The organism is Thetidibacter halocola, assembly GCF_018224955.1.
Lineage (GTDB): Bacteria > Pseudomonadota > Alphaproteobacteria > Rhodobacterales > Rhodobacteraceae > Thetidibacter > Thetidibacter halocola.
The window spans coordinates 123610-135684 of record NZ_JAGTUU010000003.1 but is presented as its reverse complement, the minus strand read 5'-3'; the positions used below and the strand labels follow the sequence as shown (position 1 = coordinate 135684).

Genomic DNA, 12075 nt, shown 5'->3' with positions numbered 1-12075 from the left:
ATGGTGGAACGGCGCGGCGCGGGCCTGTGGCTGACGCATCTGGGGCTGATCCTGGGCGTGGCGTTCATCGCGTTTCCGATCTGGCTGGCCTTTGTCGCCTCGACCGTCAGCCAGCCGGAAATCGTGCGCCCCCCCATGCCGCTGCTGCCCGGCGACCAGATGTGGGAGAACTACTCCAAGGCGCTGACCTCGGGCGTGAACGCACCCGTGGCCCTGATGCTGGCGAACTCGATGGTCATGGCCATCGGCATCTCGCTGGGCAAGATCGCCATCTCACTGCTGTCGGCCTTTGCCATCGTCTATTTCCGCTTTCCGTTCCGGCGGGTCTTCTTCTGGCTGATCTTCCTGACGCTGATGCTGCCGGTCGAGGTGCGCATCGTGCCGACCTACGAGGTGATCGCCAATTTCGGCATGCTCAACAGCTATTCCGGCCTGATCCTGCCGCTGGTCGCCAGCGCCACGGCCACCTTCCTGTTCCGGCAGTTCTTCATGACCGTCCCGGACGAACTGGCCGAGGCGGCGCGGGTCGACGGCGCGGGGCCGATGCGCTTCTTCTTCGACATCCTTCTGCCGATGAGCCGGACGAACATTGCCGCGCTCTTCGTAATCCTGTTCATCTACGGCTGGAACCAGTATCTCTGGCCGCTGCTGATCACCACCGACCCGTCGATGAACACCATCGTCATGGGGATCAAGCAGATGTTCCCGTCGGGCGACGACATCGCCGACTGGCCGGTCATCATGGCGACCTCGATCCTCGCCATGATCCCGCCGGTGCTGGTGGTGATCGGGATGCAGAAACTGTTCATCCGCGGGCTTGTGGAAAGCGAGAAATAATGGCGACCGTATCCCTTCAGGACATCCGCAAGTCCTTCGGCAAGACCGACGTTATCCACGGCGTCGACATCGACATCGCCGATGGCGAGTTCATCGTGATCGTCGGACCATCGGGCTGCGGCAAGTCCACGCTGCTGCGCATGGTGGCGGGGCTGGAAACCGTGACCAGCGGCGAGGTCCGCATCGGCGACCGCCGCGTGAACGAGGCAGAGCCGATGGCCCGCGACATCGCCATGGTGTTCCAGAACTACGCGCTCTACCCGCACATGTCGGTCTTCGACAACATGGCCTACGGACTGAAGATCGCGAAGACGCCCAAGTCAGAGATCGAGGCCCGCGTGGCGCAGGCCGCGAAGATGCTGCAGCTGGAACCATACCTGCAGCGCAAGCCGCGCGAGCTGTCGGGCGGCCAGCGCCAGCGCGTCGCCATGGGTCGCGCCATAGTGCGAAAGCCCGCCGTCTTCCTGTTCGACGAACCGCTGTCGAACCTCGACGCCAAGCTGCGGGTGCAGATGCGGCTGGAGATCAAGGCGCTGCAACGCGAACTGGGGGTCACAGCCCTGTATGTCACCCATGACCAGGTCGAGGCGATGACGCTGGCCGACCGGATGGTCGTGATGAATGGCGGCGTTGCCGACCAGGTGGGCGCGCCGCTGGAGGTCTACGGCAATCCGCAGACGACCTTTGTCGCGGGTTTCATCGGCTCTCCGCCCACCAACTTTCTCTCGCCCGCCCTGCTGGGACAGCAGGGCGACGGGCAGATCGGCATCCGCCCCGAACACATGGCGATCGATCCCGAGGGCGCGTTGCAGGGAACCGTCGCCTATGCCGAGGCGCTGGGGGCCGAGACGCTGGTGCATCTGCGCGCCGCGGACGGCACGCAGGTCACGGTCCGGCAGGACGCCGCCCACGCCATCCCGGCCGAAGGCAGCGCCATTCGCGTCGGCTGGCAGGACGGTGCGATGATGCGCTTTGACGCGGCGGGCCGCCGGGTCTGATTCAGAACGGCAACTCGGGCAGAAAGCGCGGCGCGTTCTTCACCAGCCAGTCCTGCACGCGGTCGGCGGCCTGAGTGCGCGCCACGTGCTCTGAGCGTGTCACGTACCAGCTGCGCAGGATCGGCAGGCCCGCCACGTCCAGCGCCACCAACCGGCCCACCGACAACTCGTAAGCCACCGTGTGGGCCGAGATCAGCGCGATCCCCAGCCCGCTGAGGACCGCCTGCTTGATCGTCTCGTTCGACGACATCTCGATCCGCGCCACGGGTCGGTCCTCGTCGATTTCGGCCAGGAAGCGTTCGGTCAGCAGCCGTGTGCCCGACCCGTCCTCGCGCAGGACAAAGCGTTCGTCCACCAGGTCGGACGGCGCCAGCCCCCGCCGCGCGGCCAGCGGATGCTCGGGCGGCGCGATGATGACATGCGGGTGCGGGCCGATCCGCACGGCATCCACCAGCGGCTCGCGCGGGGGACGGCCCATGATGCAGAGGTCATAGGCGCCGCGTTCCAGCCCCTCGACGATCTCGCCCCGATTCCCGATGATCAGCCGCACCGCCAGGTCGGGCATCTCCTGCCCCAGCATGGCGACGATTCCCGGCGCGAAATACTTGGCCGTGCTCACCACGCCCAGCGTGACCGACCCCGCCCGCCCGCTATCCAGCGCGTTCAGCTGCACGATGGTGCGTTCGAGTGTCGCACGCATCTCGTCATAGGCCCGCACCAAGGCCCGACCGTGCCGCGTCAGCACAGCGTGGTCCTTGCTCTCGCGTTCGATCAGCGGCGCACCGATGATTTCCTCGAGGTTTTTCAACTGGGTATGCACCGCCGGAGGGGTCAGCCCCAGCACGTTCGCAGCCGCAGAAACCGTGCGTTCCTCGGCCACCGTCTTGAGGGCGCGCAACTGCCGCAGATTGAGCTGATCGAGCCGCTTCATAAATTTTCTCTTACCACGGTGAAGAATTATGAAATTTTATTATCATTCATAAAACCGAATATCAAAGGGTGTTCGCCACACTGGTAGGGAGGCCAGTCCGGATGCCCATGATCGCGATGCCCGAAAGGGCGATCCCCGATACCCTGTCCCCGATCGTCGAAGCGCTGTGTTCCGTTGCCGCCGACCTGTCGGCGCGGATCTCGCTGGGCCCGCTGGGCGCCGACCTGGGCGCCGCCGTGGGTGCCAATACCGATGGCGACCAGCAGAAGGCGCTGGACGTGATCGCCGACGACGCCTTTCGCACCGCGCTGCGTGGCACCGGCCTGCGCTGGTATGCCTCCGAGGAACGCGAGACGGTTGAGCTGATCGACGCCACCGGGCACCTCGCGCTGGCCATCGACCCGCTGGACGGCTCGTCCAACATCGACGCCAATGTCTCGATCGGCACGATCTTCTGCATCCGCGACGCGCTTGACGACGGCAACGCCACGTTCCTACGCGACGGTCGGTCGATCCTCGCCTCGGGCTATTTCATCTACGGGCCGCAGACGGCGCTGGTCGTCACCTTCGGCGCGGGCGTGCGGCAATTCGTGATGGACCGCGCCACGGGCACCTTCCGCGAGACACCCTCGGCCCCCTCGATCCCCGCGCAGGCCAGCGAGTTCGCAATCAACGCCTCGAACTATCGCCACTGGGCGCAGCCGATCCGCGCCTATATCGACGACTGCCTGGCCGGGATCGAAGGCCCGCGCGGCAAGAATTTCAACATGCGCTGGGTCGCCTCGCTGGTGGCCGAGACACACCGCATCATGTCGCGTGGCGGCATCTTCCTGTACCCCGGCGACGAGCGCCCCGGCTACGAACGCGGCCGCCTGCGGATGGTCTACGAATGCCATCCCATCGCCTACCTGGTGGAACAGGCGGGCGGTGCGGCGACCGACGGCGAACGCCCGATCCTGGATATCGCCCCCGACAGCCTGCACGCCCGGACCCCCTTTGTCTTCGGCACGGCCGACAAGGTCGCCCGCGTCGCCACCTATCACGACCTGCCCGCGCAGGAGGTTTCCGCCCTCTTCGGCAATCGCGGCCTGTTCCGCGCCTGACCAGAAAGCAGTCCCATGTCCAAGAAGCACCCGATCATCTCGGTGACCGGTTCCTCCGGTGCCGGCACCACGACCGTGAAAAGCACGTTCGACCAGATCTTTCGCCGCGAGGGGATCAAGACGGTTTCCATCGAGGGCGACGCCTTTCACCGCTTCGACCGTGCGTCGATGAAGGCCGAACTGGACCGGCGCAAGGCGGCCGGGGACGAAACCTTCAGCCATTTTTCCTATGACGCGAACGAACTGGCCAAGCTGGAGGAGGTGTTCAGCACCTATGCCCGGACCGGCAAGGGCGAGACGCGCCACTACATCCACGACGACCGCGAGGCAGAGCGCCACGGCGTCGCCCCGGGCAAGTTCACCGAGTGGAAACCGTTCGAGGACGGCTCTGACCTGCTGTTCTACGAGGGGCTGCACGGTGCGGTGGTGAACAACGACGTGAACCTCGCAAAACATGCCGACCTCAAGATCGGCGTGGTCCCGGTCATCAACCTGGAATGGATCCAGAAGATCCACCGCGACAAGGCCAGCCGCGGCTACACGACAGAGGCCGTGACCGACACGATCCTGCGCCGGATGCACGCGTACGTGCACTGCATCTGCCCGCAATTCGTCGAGACCGACGTGAATTTCCAGCGCGTGCCGGTGGTCGACACCTCGGACCCGTTCATTGCCCGCTGGATTCCCACCGCCGACGAAAGCCTCGTGGTGATCCGGTTCAAGAACCCGCGCGGCATCGATTTCCCGTACCTGACCTCAATGATCCAGAACAGCTGGATGAGCCGCGCGAACTCCATCGTGATCCCGGGCGGCAAGATGGACCTCGCCATGCAGCTGATCTTCACGCCGATGGTCAACCGCCTCGTCCATGAATCGAAGCGCGCCTGAACCCGCGCCCAAACAGCGAAGCGGCAGCGCAAGAAGGATGTGTCAAGATGAACGTACAAACCCCTGCCAAGGCTGACGAAACCCTGATGGCCAACGCGATCCGCGCGCTGGCGATGGACATGGTCCAGGCCGCCAATTCCGGCCATCCCGGCGCGCCGATGGGCCTCGCCGACGTGACGGCGGTGCTGTTCAACCGCTTCGTCACCCTCGACCCGGCCGATCACCGCTGGCCCGACCGCGACCGCTTTGTCCTCAGCGCCGGTCACGCCTCGGCCCTGCATTACGCGGTCAACCACCTGCTTGGGTATGACGACATGGGGGCCGAGCAGCTGCGCCACTTCCGCCAGTTGGGCTATCGCACCGCCGGCCACCCGGAATACGGCCACGCCAAGGGGATCGAGACGACGACCGGGCCGCTGGGCCAGGGCATCGCGACCGCTGTCGGCATGGCTTTGGCCGAGCGGATGATGAACGCCCGGTTCGGCGACGAGCTGGTGGACCACTGGACCTGGGTCATCGCCGGCGACGGCTGCCTGATGGAGGGGATCAGCCACGAGGCGATCGACCTCGCCGGGCACCTGGCACTGGGCCGGATGATCGTCTTCTGGGACGACAACGGTATCACCATCGATGGCACCACCGACCTGTCGACCTCGATGGACCAGGTGAAGCGGTTCGAGGCGGCGCGCTGGCATGTTCAGGCGGTGGACGGCCACGACCCCGAGGCCATCGCCAAGGCCATCGAGGCCGCCCGGGCCGACGACCGCCCGTCCCTGATCGCCTGCAAGACGGTGATCGGCAAGGGCGCGCCCACGATGGGCGGCAGCCACAAGGTGCATGGCGCACCGCTGGGCGCGGCCGAGATCGCCGCGACCCGCGAGGCGCTGGCCTGGACATGGGCGCCCTTCGAAGTGCCGACCGAGGTGCGGAACGCATGGCGAGCGGTGGCGAAACGCGGCGCGCAGGCCCACGCGGCCTGGGCAGCCCGCAAGGCGGCCTCGCCCCTTTCCGATGCCTTCGACGCCGCCGTGGCGCCGGTCGACGTGCAGACGCTCGACGCCGCGATCTGCGCCTACAAGGCGCAACTGAGCGCGGACAAGCCCAAGGTCGCCACCCGCAAGGCAAGCGAGATGGCGCTGGAGGTTGTCAACGGCACCCTGCCCAACTCCGTGGGCGGTTCCGCCGACCTGACCGGCTCGAACCTGACCAAGACCCGCGCGATGCGCCCTGTCACCGCCCATGACTACAGCGGCGACTACATACATTATGGCATCCGCGAACACGGCATGGCCGCCGCGATGAACGGGATCGCGCTGCATGGCGGGTTCTTCACCTATGGCGGCACTTTCCTCGCCTTCGCCGACTATTGCCGCCCGGCCATCCGCCTCTCGGCGCTGATGGGCGTGCCTGTGGCCTACGTCATGACCCATGACAGCATCGGCCTCGGCGAGGACGGCCCGACCCACCAACCGGTGGAGACCATCGCCAGCTTGCGCGCCATGCCGAACCTGACGGTGATCCGCCCCGCCGACGCGGTCGAGACCGCCGAGGCCTGGCAGATCGCCGCCAGTTCCACGGCGACACCGACGCTGCTGTGCCTGTCGCGCCAGAACCTGCCGACGCTGCGCACGATGCATACCGATACCAACAAGACCGCGCGCGGCGCCTATGTGCTGCGCGAGACGGATGGCGCCCGCGACGTGACGCTGATCGCCACCGGCTCCGAGGTCGAGATCGCGCTGACCGCCGCCGACGCGCTGGAGGCGCAGGGCATCCGCGCCGCCGTGGTCTCGGCCCCCAGCTTAGAGCTCTTCGCGGCGCAACCCGCCGATTACCAGGCCAAGGTGCGGGGCACGGCCCCGCGCGTCGGCTGCGAGGCAGCCATTCGCCAGGGCTGGGACCTGTTCCTCGACCGCGACGACGCCTTTGTCGGCATGACCGGCTTTGGCGCATCGGCCCCTGCCGACGCCCTCTACAAGCACTTCAATATCACTGCGGATGCCATTGTCGCAGAAGCGAAAAGCATGATCGAAAAGGGAAAGCGAGCATGACTGTCAAGGTTGCCATCAACGGGTTCGGCCGCATCGGGCGCAACGTGCTGCGCGCCATCTCGGAATCGGGCCGCAACGATATCGAGGTCGTGGCGATCAACGATCTTGGCCCCGTGGAAACCAACGCCCACCTGCTGCGTTATGACAGTGTGCATGGCCGCTATCCGGGCGAGGTCACGGTCAAGGGCAACACGATCGACATCGGCCGCGGCCCGATCGAGGTGACGGCGGAACGCGACCCGGCGAACCTGCCGTGGCAGGGCGTCGACATCGCGCTGGAATGCACCGGCATCTTCACCGACCGCGACAAGGCCGCGCTGCACCTCAAGAACGGCTCCAAGCGCGTGCTGGTTTCCGCCCCCGCCAATGGCGCCGACCGGACCGTGGTCTTCGGCGTGAACCACCGAGACCTGAAGGCGTCGGACCTGATCGTGTCGAACGCGTCCTGCACGACGAACTGCCTGTCGCCGGTGGCCAAGGTCCTGCACGACGCGGTGGGGATCGAAAAGGGCTTCATGACCACGATCCACAGCTACACCGGCGACCAGCCGACGCTGGACACGATGCACAAGGATCTCTACCGCGCCCGCGCCGCCGCCCTGTCGATGATCCCGACCTCGACCGGCGCCGCCAAGGCCGTGGGCCTTGTCCTGCCGGAGCTGAACGGCAAGCTCGACGGCGTCGCGATCCGGGTGCCCACGCCGAACGTGTCGGTCGTGGACCTGACCTTCATGGCGTCCCGCGACACCAGTGTGGACGAGATCAACGCCGCGATCCGCACCGCTGCCGATGGCCCGCTGAAAAGCGTGCTGGGCTATACCGACCGGCCCAACGTGTCGATGGATTTCAACCACGATCCGCATTCGTCGATCTTCCACATGGACCAGACCAAGGTGATGGACGGCCGCATGGTCCGCATCCTGTCCTGGTATGACAACGAATGGGGCTTTTCCAACCGCATGGCGGATACAGCCGTGGCAATGGGGAGGCTGATCTGATGACCATCCCCTCGATCCTGGACGTGGACGTGAAGGGCAAGCGCCTGCTGGTGCGCGCCGATCTGAACGTGCCGATGGAGGATGGCCGGGTCACCGATGCCACCCGCATCACCCGCTTCGCCGATGGCATGAAACCGCTCTTGGCGCGCGGTGCGCGGCTGGTCATCATCACCCATTTCGGTCGACCGAAGCCCAACGTGATGGACCCGGCCTACTCGGTGGACAAGCTGCGCCCCGCGCTGGCCGAGGCGCTGGATGTGCCGGTGCGCTTTTCCGACACCTGCGCCACGGACGCCGCCGTGATCCTCAGCGAAAGCCTGAAGGATGGTCAGGCGCTGCTGTGCGAGAACCTGCGCTACAATCCGGGCGAGACGGCGAACGACCCCGGCTTTGCCGCCGCGCTGGCGCGGCTGGGCGATCTCTATGTAAACGACGCGTTTTCCTGCGCGCATCGCGCCCATGCCTCGACCGAAGGCGTGGCGCACCTGATGCCCGCCTATGCCGGCCCCCTGCTGCTGGAGGAAATCGACGCGCTGACCGCCGCTTTGGAAGCGCCCAAGAAGCCCGCCGTGGCAATCGTCGGCGGATCGAAGGTCTCGACCAAGATCGCGGTGCTGAAGAACCTCGTGGGCAAGCTCGACCACGTCATCATCGGCGGCGGCATGGCCAACACCTTCCTGTTCGCCCAAGGCGCGCCCATGGGCCGGTCGCTGCACGAGGCGGACCAGGTCGACACCGTGCGCGAGATCACCCAACTGGCTGCGCAGTCCGGCTGCAGGATCCACCTGCCGGTGGACGTGGTCGCGGCATGGGATTTCGCACCCCATGCCCGCAACACCGTCGTCGCCGGCGATGCCTGCCCCGAGGACGCGATGATCCTCGACGCCGGGCCGAAGGCTCTGGCCGAATTCCAGAGCGTCCTGGCCGACTGCGCCACGATCCTCTGGAACGGCCCGCTGGGCGCCTTCGAGATGAAGCCCTTCGACCAGTCCACCATGCTGCTCGCCCAGACCGCCGCCGATCTGACCCGCGAGGGTCACGCGGTCAGCGTGGCGGGCGGCGGCGACACGGTGGCAGCGCTGAACGCGGCGCATGTGGCCGACGACTTCACCTATGTCTCCACCGCCGGTGGGGCATTCCTGGAATGGCTGGAGGGCAGGACGCTCCCCGGCATCGCGGCGCTGGAACGCGCGGCCAAAGCAGCCTGACGGAGGACGACATGGCTCTGATTACCCTTCGCCAACTCCTGGATCACGCGGCCGAATATGGCTACGGCGTCCCGGCCTTCAACATCAACAACATGGAACAGGGCCTGGCGATCATGAACGCCGCCGCGGCCTGCGACGCGCCGGTCATCATGCAGGCCAGCCGCGGCGCCCGGAAATACGCCGGCGACATCATGCTGCGCCACATGATCCAGGCGCTGGCCGAGATGTATCCCTCGATCCCGATCTGCATGCACCAGGACCACGGCAACAACGAGGCCACCTGCCTGAGCGCGATCCGCCACGGTTTCACATCGGTGATGATGGACGGTTCTCTGAAGGAAGACATGAAGACGCCCGCCGACTGGGATTACAACGTCGCGATCACCGAGCGCGTGGCGCGAATGGCCCACTGGGTCGGCGCCTCGGTCGAGGGCGAGCTGGGCGTGCTGGGCAGCCTCGAGACCGGCGAGGCCGCCAAGGAGGACGGCTCGGGCGCCGAGGGCAAGCTGAGCCACGACCAGCTGCTGACCGACCCGGACGAGGCCGCCGAGTTCGTCCACCTGACCAAGGTCGACGCGCTGGCCATCGCCTGCGGCACCTCGCACGGCGCCTACAAGTTCAGCTCCAAGCCCACCGGCGACACGCTGGCGATCAGCCAGATCGAGGCGATCCACGCGAAGATCCCGAACGTGCACCTCGTCATGCACGGCTCATCCAGCGTGCCGCAATACCTGCAGGACCTGATCAACGAGTCCGGTGGCGAGATGCCCCAGACCTACGGCGTTCCCGTCGAGGAGATCGAACGCGGCATCAAGTCCGGCGTGCGCAAGGTCAACATCGACACCGACAACCGCATGGCGCTGACCGGCCAGTTCCGCAAGGTCGCCCGCGACAAGCCGACCGAGTTCGACCCGCGCAAGTTCCTGGTCCCCGCGATGCAGGAAATGGAAAGGCTGTGCCTCGACCGATTCCAGCGTTTTGGAACGGCCGGAAACGCCAGCAAGATCAAGGTGATCCCGATGGACGACATGGCAGCGCGCTATGCCGCGGGCTCGCTCGACCCGCAGAGTGCAGCCGCCCGCGCGGCCTGACCCATTCCCCAAGGAGGAAGACTCGATGAACACCCAAGCACCCACCGAGATCACCGACAAGAAGAAGCGCTATGCCGCCGGTGTCCTGAAATACGCCCAGATGGGTTACTGGGACGGCGATTACGAACCCAAGGACACCGACATCCTCGCTCTGTTCCGCATCACGCCCCAAGACGGCGTGGACCCGATCGAGGCGGCGGCAGCGGTGGCGGGCGAAAGCTCGACCGCGACCTGGACCGTGGTCTGGACCGACCGGCTGACCGCCTGCGACAGCTACCGCGCCAAGGCCTACAAGGTGGAACCCGTGCCGGGCACGCCAGGCCAGTATTTCGCTTATGTCGCCTATGACCTGATCCTGTTCGAGGAAGGTTCCATCGCGAACCTGACCGCCTCGATCATCGGCAACGTGTTCAGCTTCAAGCCGCTGCGCGCCGCGCGGCTGGAGGACATGCGCTTCCCGGTCGCCTATGTGAAGACCTTCGCCGGCCCGCCCACCGGCCTGATCGTGGAACGCGAGCGGCTGGACAAGTTCGGCAAGCCGCTGCTGGGCGCCACGACCAAGCCCAAGCTGGGCCTGTCGGGCAAGAACTATGGCCGCGTGGTCTACGAGGGGCTCAAGGGCGGTCTCGACTTCATGAAGGATGACGAGAACATCAACTCGCAGCCCTTCATGCACTGGCGCGACCGGTTCCTGTACTGCATGGAGGCCGTCAACAAGGCCTCGGCCGACAGCGGCGAGGTCAAGGGCCATTACCTGAACATCACCGCCGGCACGATGGAAGAGATGTATGCCCGTGCCCAGTTCGCGAAGGAGCTGGGATCGGTCATCGTCATGGTCGACCTGATCGTCGGTTGGACCGCGATCCAGTCGATCTCCAAGTGGTGCCGCGACAACAACATGATCCTGCACATGCACCGCGCGGGCCACGGCACCTATACCCGCCAGAAGAACCACGGCATCAGCTTCCGCGTGATCGCCAAGTGGCTGCGCCTGGCCGGCGTCGACCACCTGCATTGCGGCACCGCCGTGGGCAAGCTGGAAGGCGATCCGCTGACCGTGCAGGGCTATTACAACGTCTGCCGCGAGACGAAGAACGCGGTGGACCTGCCGCGCGGCATCTTCTTCGAGCAGGACTGGGCCGACCTGAAGAAGGTTATGCCGGTGGCCTCGGGCGGCATCCATGCTGGCCAGATGCACCAGCTGATAGACCTCTTCGGCGACGACGTGGTGCTGCAGTTCGGCGGCGGCACCATCGGTCACCCGATGGGCATCCAGGCGGGCGCCACGGCGAACCGCGTGGCGCTGGAGGCGATGATCCTCGCCCGCAACGAGGGCCGCGACATCCGGAATGAAGGCCCGGAAATCCTGCGCGAGGCCGCCAAGTGGTGCAAGCCGCTGGAGGCCGCGCTCGATACCTGGGGCAACATCAGCTTCAACTACACCTCGACCGACACCTCGGACTTCGTGGCGACCGAATCCGTCGCCTACTGACCCCGCTTTCGGGGTCCAGGCGACCCCGGACCAGAACCGGAGACAAACACCATGCGTATCACCCAAGGCTGCTTCAGCTTCCTGCCCGATCTCGACGACGTGCAGATCTCGAACCAGGTGGAATACTGCCTGAACAACGACTGGGCCATCGGGATCGAATTCACCCATGACCCGCACCCGCGCAACACCTACTGGGAGATGTGGGGCAACCCGATGTTCGACCTGCACGACCCCAAGGGCGTGATGATGGAACTCGACGAGTGCCGCAAGGCCCACGGCGACGCCTATATCCGGATCAACGCCTTCGACGACGAGCGCGGCATCGAGTCGGTCAAGATGTCCTTCATCGTGAACCGCCCGGCGACCGAGCCGCGGATCCACATGCAGCGCACCGACCATGTCGACCGCGCCCAGAAATACGCCTGGGACGTGAGGCCGTGAATTTGGATCGCTGACGCGATCCGACCCGCCGAGGGGG

Annotated in this window: 11 protein-coding genes; 10 read left to right on the top strand and 1 reads right to left on the bottom strand. The window is 66.0% G+C overall.

The genetic code is table 11. The annotated features are described in order from the left end of the window. Nucleotides 1-837 (top strand): sn-glycerol-3-phosphate ABC transporter permease UgpE, encoded by an 837-nt coding sequence (ugpE, locus tag KB874_RS07740; protein WP_212536400.1) that lies wholly within the window; start codon nt 1-3, stop codon nt 835-837. Further along, on the top strand, nt 837-1835 hold the full coding sequence (gene ugpC / locus KB874_RS07735) for a sn-glycerol-3-phosphate ABC transporter ATP-binding protein UgpC (protein ID WP_212535998.1): 999 nt from the start codon (nt 837-839) through the stop codon (nt 1833-1835). The genes ugpE and ugpC overlap by 1 nt, the downstream gene beginning before the upstream one ends. Before the next feature lies 1 nt (nt 1836). Here ugpC and KB874_RS07730 read toward each other — a convergent pair whose 3' ends face one another. Beyond that, on the bottom strand, nt 1837-2766 hold the full coding sequence (locus KB874_RS07730) for a LysR family transcriptional regulator (protein ID WP_212535997.1): 930 nt from the start codon (nt 2764-2766) through the stop codon (nt 1837-1839). A gap of 101 nt (nt 2767-2867) precedes the next feature. On the opposite strand from KB874_RS07730, the gene KB874_RS07725 reads away from it, so the two are divergent. From KB874_RS07725 to KB874_RS07690, 8 genes are read left to right on the top strand one after another with little or no spacing between them, the layout of a single operon-like run. Beyond that, entirely contained in the window at nt 2868-3869 is a 1002-nt protein-coding gene (locus tag KB874_RS07725; RefSeq protein ID WP_428849234.1) for a class 1 fructose-bisphosphatase, read from the top strand. A gap of 15 nt (nt 3870-3884) precedes the next feature. Beyond that, nucleotides 3885-4757, top strand: a complete 873-nt coding sequence (locus tag KB874_RS07720) for a phosphoribulokinase (RefSeq protein ID WP_212535996.1) — start codon at nt 3885-3887, stop codon at nt 4755-4757. Nucleotides 4758-4804: 47 nt separating this feature from the next. Continuing rightward, entirely contained in the window at nt 4805-6808 is a 2004-nt protein-coding gene (gene tkt / locus KB874_RS07715; protein ID WP_212535995.1) for a transketolase, read from the top strand. Then, a complete protein-coding gene (gene gap / locus KB874_RS07710) occupies nt 6805-7806 on the top strand; it encodes a type I glyceraldehyde-3-phosphate dehydrogenase (RefSeq protein ID WP_212535994.1) in 1002 nt (333 codons plus the stop codon). The genes tkt and gap overlap by 4 nt, the downstream gene beginning before the upstream one ends. Continuing rightward, nucleotides 7806-9014 (top strand): phosphoglycerate kinase, encoded by a 1209-nt coding sequence (locus KB874_RS07705; RefSeq protein WP_212535993.1) that lies wholly within the window; start codon nt 7806-7808, stop codon nt 9012-9014. The genes gap and KB874_RS07705 overlap by 1 nt, the downstream gene beginning before the upstream one ends. Before the next feature lie 11 nt (nt 9015-9025). Next, a complete protein-coding gene (fba, locus tag KB874_RS07700; RefSeq protein ID WP_212535992.1) occupies nt 9026-10105 on the top strand; it encodes a class II fructose-bisphosphate aldolase in 1080 nt (359 codons plus the stop codon). A gap of 25 nt (nt 10106-10130) precedes the next feature. Continuing rightward, nucleotides 10131-11597 carry a form I ribulose bisphosphate carboxylase large subunit gene (locus tag KB874_RS07695; RefSeq protein ID WP_212535991.1) on the top strand — a complete coding sequence of 489 codons (1467 nt, stop codon included), beginning with the start codon at nt 10131-10133 and terminating at the stop codon, nt 11595-11597. 51 nt (nt 11598-11648) lie between these two features. Next, the gene (locus KB874_RS07690) at nt 11649-12038 is read left to right on the top strand and encodes a ribulose bisphosphate carboxylase small subunit (protein WP_212535990.1); all 390 of its coding nucleotides are present in this window, start codon (nt 11649-11651) and stop codon (nt 12036-12038) included. Nucleotides 12039-12075: the final 37 nt, after the last annotated feature.

Excerpts from the sequence above, each read along its gene's own strand:
- KB874_RS07725 (WP_428849234.1), top strand. The coding sequence starts at position 2,868 with ATGCCCATGATCGCGATGCCCGAAAGGGCGATCCCCGATACCCTGTCC.
- KB874_RS07720 (WP_212535996.1), top strand. The coding sequence starts at position 3,885 with ATGTCCAAGAAGCACCCGATCATCTCGGTGACCGGTTCCTCCGGTGCC.
- KB874_RS07705 (WP_212535993.1), top strand. The coding sequence starts at position 7,806 with ATGACCATCCCCTCGATCCTGGACGTGGACGTGAAGGGCAAGCGCCTG.
- ugpE (WP_212536400.1), top strand. The coding sequence starts at position 1 with ATGGTGGAACGGCGCGGCGCGGGCCTGTGGCTGACGCATCTGGGGCTG.
- KB874_RS07695 (WP_212535991.1), top strand. The coding sequence starts at position 10,131 with ATGAACACCCAAGCACCCACCGAGATCACCGACAAGAAGAAGCGCTAT.
- gap (WP_212535994.1), top strand. The coding sequence starts at position 6,805 with ATGACTGTCAAGGTTGCCATCAACGGGTTCGGCCGCATCGGGCGCAAC.
- fba (WP_212535992.1), top strand. The coding sequence starts at position 9,026 with ATGGCTCTGATTACCCTTCGCCAACTCCTGGATCACGCGGCCGAATAT.
- tkt (WP_212535995.1), top strand. The coding sequence starts at position 4,805 with ATGAACGTACAAACCCCTGCCAAGGCTGACGAAACCCTGATGGCCAAC.
- KB874_RS07730 (WP_212535997.1), bottom strand. The coding sequence starts at position 2,766 with ATGAAGCGGCTCGATCAGCTCAATCTGCGGCAGTTGCGCGCCCTCAAG.
- KB874_RS07690 (WP_212535990.1), top strand. The coding sequence starts at position 11,649 with ATGCGTATCACCCAAGGCTGCTTCAGCTTCCTGCCCGATCTCGACGAC.
- ugpC (WP_212535998.1), top strand. The coding sequence starts at position 837 with ATGGCGACCGTATCCCTTCAGGACATCCGCAAGTCCTTCGGCAAGACC.